The 15,928-nt window shown below is 70.0% G+C and carries 14 protein-coding genes; 7 read left to right on the forward strand and 7 right to left on the reverse strand.

Going from position 1 to position 15,928, the window contains the following annotated elements; genetic code table 11:
- Window positions 1-200: 200 nt before the first annotated feature.
- The 3 genes from FHX80_RS28975 (at window position 201) to FHX80_RS28985 (ending at window position 6,306) form a co-directional block, all read left to right on the forward strand.
- A complete protein-coding gene (locus FHX80_RS28975) occupies window positions 201-929 on the forward strand; it encodes a (2Fe-2S)-binding protein (RefSeq protein ID WP_145766893.1) in 729 nt (242 codons plus the stop codon).
- A gap of 214 nt (window positions 930-1,143) precedes the next feature.
- Window positions 1,144-3,825, forward strand: a complete 2,682-nt coding sequence (locus FHX80_RS28980) for a PA14 domain-containing protein (protein WP_145766894.1) — start codon at window positions 1,144-1,146, stop codon at window positions 3,823-3,825.
- A 129-nt stretch (window positions 3,826-3,954) separates the two neighbouring features.
- Entirely contained in the window at window positions 3,955-6,306 is a 2,352-nt protein-coding gene (locus tag FHX80_RS28985) for a GH92 family glycosyl hydrolase (RefSeq protein ID WP_145766895.1), read from the forward strand.
- Window positions 6,307-6,358: 52 nt separating this feature from the next.
- Here the strand turns inward: FHX80_RS28985 and FHX80_RS28990 are convergent, their stop codons facing one another.
- The 5 genes from FHX80_RS28990 to FHX80_RS29010 form a co-directional block, all read right to left on the reverse strand.
- Complete coding sequence (locus tag FHX80_RS28990) at window positions 6,359-6,814, reverse strand: ATP-binding protein (RefSeq protein WP_145766896.1); 456 nt, start codon at window positions 6,812-6,814, stop codon at window positions 6,359-6,361.
- A gap of 99 nt (window positions 6,815-6,913) precedes the next feature.
- Entirely contained in the window at window positions 6,914-7,357 is a 444-nt protein-coding gene (locus FHX80_RS28995; RefSeq protein ID WP_145766897.1) for a response regulator, read from the reverse strand.
- The gene (locus tag FHX80_RS29000) at window positions 7,354-8,973 is read right to left on the reverse strand and encodes a sensor histidine kinase (RefSeq protein WP_145766898.1); all 1,620 of its coding nucleotides are present in this window, start codon (window positions 8,971-8,973) and stop codon (window positions 7,354-7,356) included. The genes FHX80_RS28995 and FHX80_RS29000 overlap by 4 nt, the downstream gene beginning before the upstream one ends.
- Entirely contained in the window at window positions 8,970-10,238 is a 1,269-nt protein-coding gene (locus FHX80_RS29005; RefSeq protein WP_145766899.1) for a PP2C family protein-serine/threonine phosphatase, read from the reverse strand. Before FHX80_RS29005 ends, FHX80_RS29000 begins: the two co-directional genes overlap by 4 nt.
- A gap of 140 nt (window positions 10,239-10,378) precedes the next feature.
- Window positions 10,379-11,257 carry an RNA polymerase sigma factor SigF gene (locus FHX80_RS29010; RefSeq protein ID WP_145766900.1) on the reverse strand — a complete coding sequence of 293 codons (879 nt, stop codon included), beginning with the start codon at window positions 11,255-11,257 and terminating at the stop codon, window positions 10,379-10,381.
- 197 nt (window positions 11,258-11,454) lie between these two features.
- Between FHX80_RS29010 and FHX80_RS29015 the strand changes: the two genes are divergently transcribed.
- Entirely contained in the window at window positions 11,455-12,939 is a 1,485-nt protein-coding gene (locus FHX80_RS29015) for an SDR family NAD(P)-dependent oxidoreductase (protein WP_145766901.1), read from the forward strand.
- Window positions 12,940-13,288: 349 nt separating this feature from the next.
- A complete protein-coding gene (locus FHX80_RS34900) occupies window positions 13,289-13,465 on the forward strand; it encodes a hypothetical protein (RefSeq protein WP_167523687.1) in 177 nt (58 codons plus the stop codon).
- Window positions 13,466-13,553: 88 nt separating this feature from the next.
- On the opposite strand, the gene FHX80_RS29020 is transcribed toward FHX80_RS34900, so the two are convergent.
- Both FHX80_RS29020 and FHX80_RS29025 read right to left on the reverse strand, forming a co-directional pair.
- On the reverse strand, window positions 13,554-13,928 hold the full coding sequence (locus FHX80_RS29020) for a fluoride efflux transporter FluC (protein ID WP_145766902.1): 375 nt from the start codon (window positions 13,926-13,928) through the stop codon (window positions 13,554-13,556).
- Window positions 13,925-14,395: a fluoride efflux transporter FluC gene (locus FHX80_RS29025; RefSeq protein ID WP_145766903.1), complete on the reverse strand. Its 471-nt coding sequence runs from the start codon at window positions 14,393-14,395 to the stop codon at window positions 13,925-13,927. Before FHX80_RS29025 ends, FHX80_RS29020 begins: the two co-directional genes overlap by 4 nt.
- A gap of 197 nt (window positions 14,396-14,592) precedes the next feature.
- On the opposite strand from FHX80_RS29025, the gene FHX80_RS29030 reads away from it, so the two are divergent.
- Complete coding sequence (locus FHX80_RS29030; RefSeq protein ID WP_145766904.1) at window positions 14,593-15,555, forward strand: urea transporter; 963 nt, start codon at window positions 14,593-14,595, stop codon at window positions 15,553-15,555.
- Window positions 15,556-15,617: 62 nt separating this feature from the next.
- Window positions 15,618-15,923 (forward strand): urease subunit gamma, encoded by a 306-nt coding sequence (locus FHX80_RS29035; RefSeq protein ID WP_145766905.1) that lies wholly within the window; start codon window positions 15,618-15,620, stop codon window positions 15,921-15,923.
- Window positions 15,924-15,928 lie beyond the last annotated feature (5 nt).

Here is a 15,928-nt window from a genome sequence, read left to right on the forward strand (position 1 = left end):
CGTCGTCGTCCTTGAGACGGCGATCCGGCGTACTGCTTTGGTAGTACGGGGGCGGTTCCGGTGTCCTCCTCCTGACGGTAGTCCTCGCTACGACCGGCATCAGAACGATCATCCCTTGCGGATACGGTGAACGGACAGCCGTGGCACTCCTGGTGTCCGCGGCGTCACGACAGGTGGCCGGGAGCGGAGCGGGCAGCACGATGGACGAGCCGGAAGCGGCCTCGGTGGGCGCGTTCTTCGCGCTGCGGGCGACCCCGCCGCAGGACGGCGGGCGCCGGGCGCTGGCGTGCCTGTACGCGGGGGAGGCCGCACCGCTCACCTCGCGGATCGACACCGTCGCCGAACGGCTCGGTACGTCCGAGCGCCGGGTCGCCGCCTCCGTCGCGCAGCTGGGGCTGGCCGCGCGGCTGTGGTCCACCGCGCTGGGGCCGGCTGCGCTCTCCGGCCGCTTTCCCGACCTGCGGGCGCAGACCCTCCACTGGGATCCCCACCGGCAGGCGCCCGAGGACCTGTGGACGGAGTCCGCCGAACTGCTGCCGGGCACCGCCGCCCGGATCAGGGCCGTCGTCCAGTACGGCCACCTCGAACCGCTCGCCGCGGCGGTCCGCCGCGACACGGCCGTCTCGTCCCGGCTCCTGTGGGGCAACGCCGGATCCGCGTTGGCCGGAGCCGTACGCCAGCTGATCGGCTGGGCGCGTACGCACGGCCGGCCGGATGTCGCCGCACGCACCCGCACCCTGGCGGCCGAACTCTTCGACCACCCCGATCTGCGTGACACCGGTACCCCGCACGGCCCGGGCTTCCGCCGGCGCAACTGCTGTCTCTACTACCGCGGTCCGGGTGGCGGCCTGTGCGGTGACTGCGTCTTCGACAGCGCGCCCGGAACACTTGCGCGCCCCCGGGAAGGCAGGCGTCCCGGCAGCGTCTGACGCGGGCTCCTCCCGGGCGCTCACGGGTGCTCAGGGACGCTCCCGGGCCTGCGGCAGCGTACGAAATGGCTGGTGGCGGGCGCGCCGAAGAGCGGCGCGGCGGGGTCGCGCCGTACTGCGCTGCGCGCCGATGCGCCGTGCGATTCTGCCGGTGTCGCTCCTTCCGCACGGGGCTTGTCATGCACCTGGACAGCGCCGCACTCGTCGTGCTGTCATGCCAACTGCCATTCCTTCCAACGTTGTACATCTTGTTGCAACGAGCCGCCACCCTTCCTCACAAGGAGGATCCGTGCGCATCAGAAAGAAGTTGGTCCTGCTCCTCGCCGCCGTCGTGGGCGCCGCGGGACTGTCCGCCGTACCCGCTGCCTCGGCGGCCGATCAGGACCCCGGGGGCTCGGCCGACGTGCACGGGCTGAAGGGGGAGTACTACACCCAGTCCGCCCCGGGAGCCTTCGACTTCGGGGAGCTCAAGGCCACCGGATTCGATCCGGCCATCGACTTCCCGACGCTGGAGTCGCGGCTGGCCTCGGCCACCGGACAGTCCGACGACGTCAGCATCCGGTGGACCGGAAAGATCGTGCCGGAGAAGACCGGCGCGCATGTCTTCTCCATGATCGGGGACAACGGTTTCCGGCTCTGGATCGACGGGAAGCCGGTCATCGACCACTGGGTCGACGACTGGGAGCGGGAACAGACCTCCCAGCCGGTCGAGTTGACCACCGGGACCGCCTACGACCTCAAGGTCGAGTACTTCGAGCACGAAGGCGGCTCCAACCTGCACCTCAAGTGGACCGAACCGGGCGGCACCAAGGTCCCCGTGCCGCAGTCCGCCTTCCGGCTGCCCGACGACTTCGCGTACGACGGGGCGATCGCCGCCACCGTGCTCGCCGACGGCCGCACCCTCAAGCTGGACTTCGCGCAGAAGCTCGGGGCGCCGCCGACCGGTCTGGTGAACCACCTCGACGCCGTGATCGGCGGAGCCGAGTGGCCGCTCGGCGCCGTCAAGGCCGACCCCAAGGATCCACGCGCTCTGACCGTCGCACTCAAGGAACCGGTCGTCGGGAACAAGGCGGGGAACGCCACGGGCCTGGCCGACATCCGCTACGACGGCGACGGCGCGCTGGCCGGCCAGGACGGCAAGCCGGTCGGCGCCTTCTGGTCCAGCGGGCCGAACCACTCCACGCACGAGCTGAGCACGAAGTGGGCCGACGAGGTGGGGCCGAAGAACGCGCTCCCCGAGTACCCGCGTCCCCAGCTCACCCGCGACAACTGGCAAAACCTCAACGGCTCCTGGGAGTTCGCCGCGGCGAAGGCGGGGGAGCGGCCCCCGGTCGGCAGGAAACTCGGCGAGAAGATCCTCGTCCCCTACCCCGTCGAATCCCAGCTCTCCGGGATCGAACGGCACGAGGACCGCATGTGGTACCGCCGGACCTTCACCGTCCCGAAGAACTGGAAGATCGGCTCCGGCAAGCGGCTCCGGCTGAACTTCGGCGCCGTCGACTGGCAGGCCGAGGTGTACGTCAACGGCAAGCGCGTCGTCGAACACAAGGGCGGCTACGACAAGTTCAGCGCCGATGTCACCGACGCGCTGAGGCCCGGCCGCACCCAGGAGCTGATCGTCGGCGTCTACGACCCCACCGACGCCAAGGACGGCGAGAACCCGCCGATGGGCAAGCAGCGCCTCGACCCGAGCGGCATCTGGTACACCCCGTCCTCCGGCATCTGGCAGACCGTGTGGATGGAGCCGGTCGCCGCCGACCACGCGGACTCGCTGAAGCTCACCCCGGACGTCCCGGGCGCGAGCGTCACCGTCGAGGCGTGCGGCGTGCGGGCCGGGGTCCCGGTCACGGCGACCGCGTACGACGGCAAACGCAAGGTGGGCACCGCCACCGGCCGTACCGGATCGGCGCTCAAGGTACCCGTCCCGCGCCCGCACCTGTGGTCCGCGGACGATCCGCATCTCTACCGGCTCGAGGTCACCGTCGGATCCGACCGGGTCGGCAGCTACTTCGGGATGCGGTCCATCGCCGTCGAGAAGGTGAACGGCACCCCGCGCACCGTCCTCAACGGCAAGCCGGTCTTCCTGATGGCCACCCTCGACCAGGGCTTCTGGCCGGACGGGCTGCACACCGCGCCCACCGACGAGGCACTCGCGTACGACCTGAAGATGCACAAGGCGATGGGCTTCAACTCGGTGCGCAAGCACATCAAGGTCGAGCCCGACCGCTGGTTCTACTGGGCGGACAAGCTGGGCCTGATGGTCTGGCAGGACATGCCGGCGATGAACACCGTCAACCCGTCGGCCGCCGCGCGCACGGAGTACGAGCACGAGATGAAGGAGATGATCGACGAACACTCAAGCCACCCGTCCGTCGTCATGTGGGTCACCTTCAACGAGGGCTGGGGCCAGTACGACGAGGCCCGCATCGCCGACCAGGCCAAGTCCTGGGACCCGACACGCCTGGTCAACAGCATGTCCGGGATCAACCTCGGCGTCGACGCAGGCACCGGCGACATCATCGACGAGCACGGCTACCCGAGTCCCGCCCTGCCGAAGCCGGACGGCCGACGGGCCCTGATCAGCGGTGAGTACGGCGGACTCGGCCTCGCGGTTCCGGGCCATGCCTGGGCCGTGCAGCAGTCGTACATCGCGGTCGACCCGGCCACGTACACCGACGACTACCTCGCCAAGATCGACGAGGTGCGCGCGCTGGCATGCAAGGGGGGCAACGGCGCGGTGTACACGCAGATCTCGGACGTGGAGGGCGAGTTGAACGGTCTGCTCACCTATGACCGCAGGGTCGCCAAACCCGATGTGAAGCGGGTCCACGACGCCCAGCAGGCGCTGATCCGCGACGCTTCGAATCCGGTCGTCGCGGGCTGCCCGGCGGCCTGACCGATGGTGCCGCTCCGGCCCGTACCGTGCGCTGGCGGGCCGGAGCGGCACCGTCCGACCCCTTGACGTGAATCAACGGGCAACCAAGAATGTTCGCGCTCTGACAACGTTGTCTGAAGGAGTACCCCCATGCACCGGACCCCACGGCCCCGACTGCGCGGCCCGGCGGCCGCACTCGCCGCCGTCGCTCTCCTGGGAGGTGTCCTGTACCCCGGGGCCACGGCCCAGGCCGCGCCCCGGACCGACGGCCGGCTGACCGATCTGGTCAACCCGTTCATCGGCACCCAGAACGAGGGCAACACCTACCCCGGCGCCTCCGTGCCCTTCGGTATGGTGCAGCTCTCCCCGGACACCGGCCACAACACCGGTTACGACTACGGCGAGAACCACATCCGCGGCTTCTCCGCGGTCCATCTCTCCGGCGTCGGCTGCGGCCTGGGCGGCGACCTGCCGACCCTGCCCACCACCGGCGACGTCACCGAGACCGACTACGCCACGTACGCGGCCGAGTTCAGCCACGACGACGAGAAGGCGAGCCCCGGCTACTATCGGGTCGGCCTCAAGACCGGCATCGGCGCCGAGTTGACCGCGACGCAGCGCACCGGTGTGCAGCGCTACACCTTCCCGGCCACCGACAAGGCCAACGTCCTGCTCAACGCGGGCCAGTCGCTGCACAGGACGCTCTCCTCCGAGGTCGAGATCCTGGACAGCCGCACCGTGCGGACCACGATCACCGGCAGCGGCTTCTGCCAGGACACCAAGCCGTACACGGTCTACACCGTCACCCACTTCGACCGGCCGTTCACCACCTCCGGCACCTGGAACGGCGACACCGTCACCGAGGGCTCCAAGAAGTCCTCCGCCACCGGTGCCCGCAACGGCGCCTGGCTGCGCTTCGACACCAGCCGGGACCGTACCGTCGAGGCCACCACGGCACTGAGCTACGTCGACGCCAAGGGCGCCGCGCTCAACATCCGAGCCGAGGGCGGCCGCAGCTTCGACCGTGTCGAGCGCGCCGCGCAGCGCAGCTGGGAGGACCGCCTCGAAGGCGTGAGGGCCCAGGGCGGCGGCGACGAGCTCCGCCGCACCTTCTACTCCTCCCTCTACCGGTCCTTCCTCGCGCCCAACGTCGGCAGCGACGTGGACGGCCGCTACACCGGCTGGGACCAGCACAAGCACCTCGCCAAGGGCTTCACGTACTACCAGAACTGGTCACTCTGGGACACCTACCGCACCCAGGCCCAGCTCCTCTCGCTGCTCGCCCCGCGCGAGTCCCGCGACATGGCGATATCCGTCCTGCGGATCGACGCCGAGAGCGGCTGGCTGCCCAAGTGGGGCTACGGCACGGTCGAGACGAACATCATGACCGGCGACCCGGTCACCCCCTTCCTCACCAACGCCTACCAGCAGGGCCTGCTGAAGGGGTACGAGGAGCAGGCGTTCCGCGCTCTGAAGAAGAACGCGGACGGTGTGCCGGCCGCGGACTCGGCGCCGGTCGGCCGGGAGGCCAACGCCGAGTACCTGAAGGACGGCTTCGCCCCGTACATCAAGGACCGTCAGCACGCCAAGCCGGGCGACTCGGACTACGACCACGGTGCCTCCGCCACCCTGGAGTACGCACTCTCCGACGGAATGCTCGCCGAGATGGCCCGCGACCTCGGCCATGACGCCGACGCCGCGCGCTACGACGCCCGCGCCCAGAACTACCGGAAGGTCTTCGACCCCTCGACCGGCTTCTTCCGTGCCCGCGACGCCTCCGGAGCCTTCACCGGTCCCGCCGACCCGGCCGCGAGCGAGGGCTTCCACGAGGGCACGTCCTGGCAGTACCAGTGGATGGTGCCGCAGGACATCCCCGGCATGGTCGAGCTGATCGGCGGCAAGGACGCCGCCAACCAGCGGCTCGACTCCTTCTTCGCGTACGACAAGCTGCTGGCCGACCCCGCGAAGACCGCCCGTGAGGTCTGGGTCAACGGCCCGTACGCGTACTACAACGCCGACAAGTACAACCCGCAGAACGAGCCCGACCTCATCGCCCCGTACACCTATCTCTCCACCGGCCGGCCGTGGCAGACGACCGATGTGGTCCACGCGGCCCTGACGCTCTTCACCAACGGTCCGACCGGCATGACGGGCAATGACGACCTGGGCACCATGTCCGCCTGGATGGTGCTGTCCTCGATCGGCGTCTTCCCGGTCCAGCCGGGCACCGACACCTGGGGTCTGTCCACGCCCGTGTTCGAGCGCGTCGACATCGAGCTCGACCGCCGGTACTACCCGCGCGGCTCTCTCACGGTGAGCGCTCCCGGGGTGTCGGACACCAACCGCTACATCCAGTCGGCCCGGCTCGACGGTGCGCGGCAGTCGCGCACCTACCTCACCACGGACGACATCCGCTCGGCCCGCTCGCTCACCTTCACGGTGGGCAGCGAGCCGTCGGCCTGGGGCACCGCGCCCCAGGACGCTCCGCCCGCGCTGGGCTGACCGGGATGGAAGTGGGGCGGGCGGCGTCCCGCCCGCCCCACAGCTCGGACGCTCAACTGCTCAGTTCGAATTCGGCCCGGATGCGCTTGCCCACCGGCACCCGTTCGGCGGTCAGCCGATCGCAGAGCGCCACGACGATCTCCATGCCGTGGCCGCCGGGGCGCGTCGGATCGGGGGAGTAGAACATCGGAAGCGCCGTACTGCTGTCGTACACCGTGACGGTGACCCGCTCGGCGGTGCCTTCGAGCTCCAGAAGATACGGGCCCTGGCTGTAGCGGTCGGCGTTGGTGACCAGCTCGCTGACCGCCAGCATCAGATCGCTGCGGGTGTGCTCCCCGAACACCGCGAGCCACTCGGCGGCCAGCCGCGCGAGGAAGCGGTCGGCGAGGGCCCGGGCCTGCGCGATGCAGCCGGGCTCGCCGTCGAAGACCTCGGAACTGTGCAAGACCTCCATGGGCCGGTCTCCACCGGGGCGGCCGGCCGGCCGGGAGGTGACCTGTTCGTTCATGTGCTCCAGCCAGGGTGACGCAGGGGAGTTCGGTGACCGTGTCCAGACGTTCGCCTACCCGCCCACGACGGTCCCACTCCGGGAAATTCCGGGCAGATCTCAGCCACGGCCGGGCAGCCTGACCAACTGGACGAAGAAATCGTCGATCTGCTGCACCGCGTCGATGAACTGATCCGCGTCGACGGGCTTGGTCACGTAGGCGTTCGCGTGCAGCGTGTAGCTGCGCAGTACATCCTCCTCGGCCGACGACGTGGTGAGCACGACCACCGGGATCAGCGCGAGCTCCGGATCCGTCTTGATCCGTTTCAGCACCTCGCGCCCGTCGTACTTGGGCAGATTCAGATCCAGCAGCACCAGGTCCGGACGGGGCGCGCCGGTGTGGCTTTCCCGCCGGTACAGGAAGTCCAGCGCCTCCTGCCCGTCCCGCACCACATGGAGCGTGTGGCTGACCCCGTTGTCCTCGAACGCCTCACGTGTCATCAGTTCGTCCCCGGCGTCGTCCTCCACGAGCAGGACCTCCAGAGGGTGCTCAGGTGCGTTCACGAGGTCTCTCCCGACGGGGTGGTGGGTGGGGCGGGGGCGAGCAGTTCCGCCGTGGTGTGGATGGGCGTCTCGGCGTCGACGGGCAGGGTGAAACGGATCCGGGTGCCCTCGGAGGACTCCGGATCCAGCCAGATCCGCCCGCCGTGGAATTCGATGATCTTCCGGCAGAGGGCGAGTCCGATGCCCGTGCCCTCGTACTCGTCGCGGCCGTGCAGCCGCTGGAAGATCACGAACACCTTCTCCGAGAACTCCGGCGCGATGCCGATGCCGTTGTCCGCCACGGTGAAGGACCAGTCGTCGTCCTCGCGCACACAGCCGACCGTGATCACACTCGGCACGCCGGGGCGGCGGAACTTCACCGCGTTCCCGATCAGGTTCTGCCACACCATGGAGAGCGCCGTCGCGTCACCGGTCACCTCGGGCAGCGGGCCCTCCCGGACGACGGTGGCGCCGGACTCCTCGACGATCAGGGCCAGATTGGCCAGCGCACGGTCCAGACACCGGTCGAGGCCGACCGTCCGCCACTTGTCGTGAACCCGGCCCACCCGGGAGAAGGTGAGCAGGTCGTTGATGAGTACCTGCATCCGCTTCGCGCCGTCGACCGCGAAGTCGATGTACTGGTGCGCGCGGTCGTCCAGCTCGCCGGCGTACCGCTTCTCCAGGAGCCGGCAGAACGAGGCCACCTTGCGCAACGGCTCCTGGAGATCGTGCGAGGCCACATACGCGAACTGCTCCAGCTCCGCGTTGGACCGCCGCAGCTCCTGAGCCTGCTCGGCCAGCAGCGTCTCGCGCTGCCGGGACTCGGCGAGTTCACCGACGATGCGCCGGCGCATGTCCTCGACCGCGGCCGCCACCGCCCGGACGTCGGACGGGCCCCGGACCTCGATCCTGTTGCCGAAGGCACCCGAGCGCACCCGGTCCGAAGCGGCGCTCAGCCGGTTCAGCGGGCGGCCCACCATGCGGTGCAGCAGCAGACTCAGCGAGACCACGGCCAGCAGGAACCCCGCGACCAGCGCGAGCACCACCCGGTCCCGGGTGGTGCGGGCCTCGCCCAGATCGGCGCGGGCCCGGTCGCGCGCGGTGTCCAGGTGGGCCTGCTGCGCGGTGTACAGCCGGCGCAGCGTGTCGAATTCGTCCTTGCTGCGCCGGATCGGCACCGAGGACTCCGATGCCGGGCCGCCCCCGCGGACCGCGGCGATCAGCGGCTCGGCGTGATGGGCGCGCCAGTTCCGAGCGGCGACGGCGATCCGGTCCAGGTCCCGGTCGAACGGCTGCTCGTCGCCGACCAGAGCCCGCACCCGGGTCAGCCGCAGCCGCTCCGCGCGCATCCCCGCCTCGTACGGCTGGAGGAAGGACGAGTCGCCGGTGAGGGCGAAGCCGCGGACCCCCGTCTCCTGGTCGAGCAGGGCGTTCTGGAGCTGGAAGGAAGCGGAGCGGGCGGGCTGTATGCGGTCCACCAGTTCGGTGGTGCGGTCGGACATCCGGGACAACACGACGGCCCCGGCCACCAGTGCGCCGCAGACGACCAGGACGAAGCCGCCGAGGATCAGATGGACCCAGTTCTGGACCGACAGACGCGAGATGAGACCCGTTCGGTGCGGGTGCGCACGGTTCACCGCCCGCCTCCGAGTGCCCAGCCCAGATGGAGCACGGCCACGTCGTCGGCGAGACCGCCGTACGGGGCCGCGGCTTCGGACGCCTCGTCGACCAGGGTGTCGACGAAGGAGCGCGCCGTGAGCGCCCCGTGCCGGCGGGCCATGGCCAGCAGGCCGTCCTCGCCCAGCCGGGAGCCGGGCCCGGTACGCCCCTCGAAGAGTCCGTCGGTGAACAGGACGATCCGGCCGTCGTCGGGCAGGGTCAGCTCGGTCGTGGTCCACCGGCCCGCGCCGGGCAGCAGACCGAGCGCCATGCCGGGCTCCGGCTCGATCCAGCCCACCTCCGTGCCGCTGCGTATCAGCAGGCCGGGGTGGCCGGCCCGGACCACCTGCACCCGGCGTCCGCCCGGCCGGAAGGCGAGGGTGACGACGGTGGCGAAGAGATGGGAATCCGACCGCTCGGCGACCAGGATCTCCTCCAGGATCCGGACCTGCTCGAGCTGGTCGGTCGCGCACAGCACCGCCGTGCGCCAGGCCACCCGCAGACAGACCCCGAGAGCCGCCTCCGCGGCCCCGTGCCCCGACACATCGCCGATCACCGCGTGCACCGTCCCGTCGGACGTCTGCACCACATCGTAGAAATCGCCGCTCAGCAGCGCGTGCGCCCGGCCCGGCTCGTACCGTGCCACCGCCTCGAAACGGTCGTCGTGCAACAGCGGGACCGGCAGCAGGCCCCGCTCGAGACGGGCGTTCTCCCGAGCCATCAGCTGGTTGGCGCGCAGCGCACCCGCCGCCCGCTCCACCTGCTTGCGCTGCAGGGCGTACCGCACCGAGCGGCTCAGCGCCTGCGGATCGAGCCGGCCCTTGACCAGGTAGTCCTGGGCGCCGGTCGCCACGGCCGAGAGGCCCGTATCGGCCTCGGCCATCCCCGTCAGCACCACGACGGCGGCGTCGGGCGCCGACTCGACGAGCTGCGTGACGGCGTCGAGCCCGTGCACATCGGGAAGATGAAGGTCGAGGAGCACACAGCAGGGAGTACGGCAGCCGGCCAGGAACCGGCGTGCCTCGGCCAGCGTCTTGCACCACGTCAGCGCGGAGTCCAGCTCGCTGTCCGCGAGCATCTCCTCGACCAGGAGCGCATCACCCGCGTCGTCCTCGACCAGCAGGATCACGGCGTCGACGTTCCACACCGAACCGGTGTCGGCCAGCAGGACCCCGTGCTGCGCCGGGACCCCGGTGCTGTGCGCGGAAGGAGCCACCGCCCGGCCCACAGGGAGCTCGGCCACTCTCCACCCCCTCGTACGGACGGCACAGTCCACTCCGAGCCGTATCGGAGGGAAGCATATGTGACCGAAGCGTGGAGGAAGGGCCGGTGTACGACAACCGCCCGGACCGTGAACGGTCCGGGCGGGGAAGACGGCCGGGATCAGCTCTCGACGCACATCCCGGTGCGCAGCCGGCTGACGATCCGCGAGAGCAGCCGCGACACATGCATCTGGGAGACGCCCAGCTCGGCGCCGATCTGGGACTGGGTCAGCTCCTGCCCGAAGCGCATCTGGACGATCCGGCGCTCCCGGACGCCGAGCTGTTCGAGGAGCGGCGCCAGCGTCTGGATGTTCTCGACACTCTCCATCGCGGGATCGGGCTCGCCGAGCAGATCGGCGAAGGTGCGCCGGTCCTTGCCGGAGTCGCTGTCGACCGCGGGGGTGTCCAGCGAACCGGCCGAGTAGCCGTTGGCGGCGACCAGCCCCTCGATGACCTCCTCCTCGGGGAGATCGAGGTACTCGGCGAGCTCCTTGACGGTGGGCTCCCGGTCCTGCTCGATCGAGAGCTGCTCCTTGGCCTTGGCCAGATCGACGCGCAGCTCCTGCAGACGCCGGGGGACATGCACCGCCCACGTGGTGTCACGGAAGAACCGCTTGATCTCGCCCACGATGTACGGCACCGCGAAGGTCGCGAACTCCACCTCGCGGGACAGGTCGAACCGGTCGATCGCCTTGATCAGCCCGATCGTGCCGACCTGGATGATGTCCTCGGTGTCGTCACCGGCCCGGTTGCGGAAACGCGAGGCCGCGTAGCGCACCAGGGAGAGATTCATCTCGATCAGGGTGTTGCGGGCGTACGCGTGGGCCGGGGTGCCCTCCTCCAGTTCCTGGAGGCGGTCGAGGAACAGTTTCGACAGGGCGCGGGCGTCCTGCGGCGCGATCTTCCCGGTGTCCTCGATCCAGGGCAGGTCGCCGGTCCGCTCGATGCCGTGGCGCGGTGTGCCCACTGCTCCGGTCGCCCGTGCGGAACTGACTGCCATGGTGTCGCCCTCCCTGGAACCCGACTGTGTCGATCCGCTCCTGCCCGGCTGACGCGAAGTCATTCCTCGTGATTCCTTCCGGACGTGCCGGCGCCCGGTGGCAGCTCCCGCTTCACGCGAACGGAGCAGCGTCCCGCGCATGGCAAACTTGACCGGGGCGTTCGCCGCCACGAGTGACAAATGACAGAGGAACGGCAATGACGGTGACAGAGGACAGCCCGGAGCTCGCGCCCGGTATCGAGGAGTTCGGTGCCGGTATCGACCCGCAGCGGCTGGCCGTCTGCCTGAGTGTGCTCGACGAACTCGACGGCATCGAGGTCGACCACCCGGACGCCATCGCGGTGCGCCGTGCAACCGCCGGTGTCTACCGGACGGTGAAGCAGCGCCGCCGCCAGGAGCGCCGGGCCGCCAAGACCGCGCACGACAAGGCCGTCACCGAGGCCACCGCGACGGGTTCGGCCGACCGCATCGACGACGAGACGCAGGGCGTCCTGCCGTCCTCCTCGGCCGCCGCGGAGATCGCCGGCGTCCTTCAGCGCCCCCGGTCCTGTTACATCTGCAAGACCCGCTACGTCGAGGTGGACGCGTTCTACCACCAGCTCTGCCAGTCGTGCGCCCGGGAGAACCGCGCCCGCCGCGACGCGCGCACCGACCTGACCGGGCGCCGGGCGCTGCTCACCGGCGGCCGCGCCAAGATCGGTATGTACATCGCGCTGCGGCTGCTGCGCGACGGCGCGCACACCACGATCACCACCCGCTTCCCCAACGACGCGATCCGCCGCTTCAAGGCGATGGAGGACAGCGACGAGTGGATCCACCGGCTGAAGATCGTCGGCATCGATCTGCGCGACCCCGCCCAGGTCGTCGCGCTCGCCGACTCGGTCGCCGCCGAGGGACCGCTGGACATCCTGATCAACAACGCCGCGCAGACGGTGCGCCGCTCGCCGCAGGCGTACAGCGAGCTGCTCGGAGCCGAGTCCGCCCCGCTGCCCGCGGGCGAGCTTCCCACCGCCGAGGTGATCGGCACCTTCGGCAGCGGCACCGTCGACCGCGTCGCCGCGTTGCCCGCCGCCCGCAAGGAGGGGCTCAGCGCGCAGGACGTCACCGGTCTCGCGCTGGTCACCGGATCCGCGTCACTCGAACGCATCGCCGCCGGTACCGCGATCGACGCGGGCGGGCTCGTCCCGGATCTGCACCACACCAACAGCTGGATCCAGACGGTCGACGAGGTCGAGCCGATCGAGCTGCTGGAGGTCCAGCTCTGCAACTCGACCGCGCCGTTCATCCTGATAAGCCGGCTCCGCCCGGCGATGGCGGCGACGGCCGCGAAGCACTCCTATGTGGTCAACGTCTCCGCGATGGAGGGCGTGTTCGGCCGCGGTTACAAGGGCGCCGGTCACCCGCACACCAACATGGCCAAGGCCGCGCTGAACATGCTGACCCGTACCAGTGCCCAGGAGATGTTCGAGAAGGACGGCATCCTGATGACCGCCGTCGACACCGGCTGGATCACCGACGAGCGGCCCCACCCCGACAAGATCCGGCTGGCGGAGGAGGGCTTCCACGCCCCGCTCGACCTGGTCGACGGCGCCGCCCGTGTCTACGACCCGATCGTCCGCGGTGAAGCGGGCGAGACGATGTACGGCTGCTTCCTCAAGGACTACGCCCCCGCGAACTGGTAGCAGTCCGGACCACCACCACTCCACGCAGTCGCGGACCCGGCCCGGGAAGCTTCCCGGGCCGGGTCTTTTCCGCAATCGGTGGCTGAAAGTGATCCAGGGCACACGTTCCATCGAGCGCGGATGCGCTCATTTGGTTACGCTGAGGGGAACGGACGCCACCAAGGGATCCACGAAGGTTCCTCGGCCGTCCTGGGACAGGCCTGTCAACCAGGTCGCCGTCCCGCCCCGTACCCGGCGCCACCGCGACCGAAGCTGATCCTGCCCCCGCCCCTCACGGGCGGTCGACTGCCGGTATCGAAGTCCGGACTGTCGGCGACGCCCGGGGTTACGCGACACAAAGGAGTGCGCGGTGACGACACCGGAACTGACGAAGCGCGAGAAGCGACCGGCCGAACAGTACGGAGAGCGGGCCCGCAGGCCCGAGAAGCTCCGGAACATCGAGGTCTGGGCCAGGTCCGCACCGATCCGGCTGGCCGGCTACGAGGACGACCTCGCCGAGCCGCACATCCTGCCCGGCATCGACTGAGTGCTTCCACCGAGCTCCGGCCCGTACCCCGAGAAGGGGCGGGGCCGGAGCTCGGCCGTGCGGCGACGTGGCTGACGATCTCGTCGGCTCAGAACGCCGCGCGGGCCACGGCCGCCCCGGCGAACGAGAGGCCCACCCCCGCGCACACGGTGAGCAGCAGATAGCCCGCCGCCAGGGTCACGCGGCGCGCGGAGGTCAGGGTCAGCAGTTCGTACGAGAACGTCGACCAGGTCGACAGGGCCCCGCAGAACCCGGCGGCGAGCAGCAGATGGAGCCGGGCGCCCAGGTCCCCGTCGGCCGCCGCCTCGGCGATGAAGCCGAGCAGCAGGGACGCGCCGGCGTTGGCTGCGAAGGTGCCCCACGGGAAGACGCTGTGCAGACGGAACTTCGCGTCGACCCCGAGGTAGTAGCGCAGCGGTGCGCCCACCAGCGCCCCGGCGATGACGAGCAGCCAGTCGGTCATGACGCGTTATTTTCCGTGGCGTAGGAACGCCCGAAGGCGAAGTGGGTGGCCAACGCCCCCGCCGTCACGGCGGCCAGTGCGGCCACCACGGTCAGCACCAGGCAGCCGACCGCGTACCCCGGCTGATGGTTCTCGAACAGCTTCCGGACGTCGTCCGTGTAGTGCGAGAACGAGGTGAATCCGCCGAGCGCACCGGTGCCGAGCAGCGGGCTGATCAGCCGGGGAGCACCTGGGAAGCGCAGCTTCATGGTGACCATCAGGATGCCCATCAGAAAACAGCCCACCGTGTTGACCAGCAGAATCGTCCACGGGAAGGCCGAAGCGCCGGTCGGCCAGAGACGTTCGGCGCTGTGCCGGGCGACGGCTCCGGCCGCACCGCCGATCGCGACGGCGCCCACCACGGACAGCTGCACCCCGGGGTGGTGATCGGGGTGGGTGTGAAGGTTCAGCCGCATCTTGGGGGACATTCCGCGAATCTACGGAGCGGCCCGGGCGGCCCGGGCGGAGCACGCTTGCCGGTCCGAGCCCGTACCCGACTGGCCCAGCCGGAGCCCACGCAGCGCGATAATCCGATCACTTTGTGCCTTGATGGTTTGCATAGATATGTGCTCTTCCGGCCCGCGGGCCGCAGGGGCCCTTCCCCGTCGAGTCGTTGGAGCCAGCCTTGCCTCTCGCCGAGCCGGAAATAGTCCGTCGGCTGGAGAGCCGTCAGCCGTCCGCGTATGTCCTTGCCTCCCTGCGGGGTTTCGGGCAGGTCGATCTCCAGGCCGCTCTGCTGACCGGCGTGGCGATTCTGATCGCGCTGTGGGTGTCGGGCTGGGAGAACGGCCTCTCCGCCACGCTCGGCACACTGATCGCGACCGCGACCGCCTACGCCCTCGCTGTCGACCGGGCGGGTATCGCGCTCGGCCTTCAGGGATATGCGGGCTGTCTGACAGGCATCGCCCTCTTCTCCTCGCTGGGGAACCACCTCGCCACCTATGTGCTGATCGTCATCGGCGCCATGATGTGCACCCTCCTGATGGCTGCTCTGGGCACCTTCCTCACCCCCTACGGGCTCACCCCCCTGACCGCGCCGTTCTGCCTGGTCTCCGGAGTGATGGTGGTGGGTGCCCCCTCGTTCGAGCGGGTCTGGCACGGCGCCCCGGCCGCAGTGGCCAGCACCACCACCGGGGACACCGCGATGTCCTGGAGCGCCCTGTGGCACGCGTTCTTCAACAACATCTCGCAGGTCTTCCTGATCGACAGCTGGTACGTCGGACTGATCATGCTCGTCGGTCTCGCCCTGGCAGGACTGCGCGTCGTGCTCTACGCGGCGGCCGGCAGCGTGCTCGGCATCGTCGCCGCCTGGGTGCTGGGCGCACCGACGGCCCTGATCGCCAACGGCATCTACGGATACAACGCGGTGCTCGTGGCCATCGCGATCGGTGCGGTGTTCATGGCGAACACGGTCTGGACCGGTGTGTACGCGCTGTTCGGCGCCGCGGCGAGCACCGGGCTGACGGCGTCGCTGACGTCCTTCTTCAAGCCCTTCGGCGGCCACACCTTCACCTGGCCGTTCATTCTCACCACCTGGGTGCTGATGGCCGCCGTGCCGCTGCTGCCCCGTCTGCGCCGGAGCGGCTGACCGCCCCGGCCCCCACCGGGCCCTCTGCCCTCCGCCCGTACAACCCGAGGAAGGTACTGACGATGAACCTCGCCCCTCGCGAGATCGACAAGCTGCTGGTGTACGTGGTGGCCGACCTGGCCCGCAAACGCCAGGGACGTGGCCTCAAGCTCAACTACAGCGAGTCGGTCGCGCTGATCACCGAGGCGATCCTCGAAGCGGCGCGCGACGGCCAGAGCGTCGCGGACTGCATGGAACTGGGCCGCCACGTCGTGGGTGAGTCGGACACCATGCCCGGCGTGCGGGAGATGCTCGGCCTGCTCCAGGTCGAGGCGTCCTTCGTGGACGGTACGAAGCTGGTGTCCTGCCACGACCCGATCGGGGGCTGACCCCG

The organism is Streptomyces brevispora, assembly GCF_007829885.1.
In the GTDB taxonomy this organism is placed as follows: Bacteria; Actinomycetota; Actinomycetes; order Streptomycetales; family Streptomycetaceae; genus Streptomyces; species Streptomyces brevispora.

Excerpts from the sequence above, each read along its gene's own strand:
- FHX80_RS28990 (WP_145766896.1), bottom strand. The coding sequence starts at position 6,814 with ATGAACGAACAGGTCACCTCCCGGCCGGCCGGCCGCCCCGGTGGAGAC.
- FHX80_RS29020 (WP_145766902.1), bottom strand. The coding sequence starts at position 13,928 with ATGACCGACTGGCTGCTCGTCATCGCCGGGGCGCTGGTGGGCGCACCG.
- FHX80_RS29015 (WP_145766901.1), top strand. The coding sequence starts at position 11,455 with ATGACGGTGACAGAGGACAGCCCGGAGCTCGCGCCCGGTATCGAGGAG.
- FHX80_RS28980 (WP_145766894.1), top strand. The coding sequence starts at position 1,144 with ATGCCAACTGCCATTCCTTCCAACGTTGTACATCTTGTTGCAACGAGC.
- FHX80_RS29025 (WP_145766903.1), bottom strand. The coding sequence starts at position 14,395 with ATGTCCCCCAAGATGCGGCTGAACCTTCACACCCACCCCGATCACCAC.
- FHX80_RS29035 (WP_145766905.1), top strand. The coding sequence starts at position 15,618 with ATGAACCTCGCCCCTCGCGAGATCGACAAGCTGCTGGTGTACGTGGTG.
- FHX80_RS28975 (WP_145766893.1), top strand. The coding sequence starts at position 201 with ATGGACGAGCCGGAAGCGGCCTCGGTGGGCGCGTTCTTCGCGCTGCGG.
- FHX80_RS29010 (WP_145766900.1), bottom strand. The coding sequence starts at position 11,257 with ATGGCAGTCAGTTCCGCACGGGCGACCGGAGCAGTGGGCACACCGCGC.
- FHX80_RS28985 (WP_145766895.1), top strand. The coding sequence starts at position 3,955 with ATGCACCGGACCCCACGGCCCCGACTGCGCGGCCCGGCGGCCGCACTC.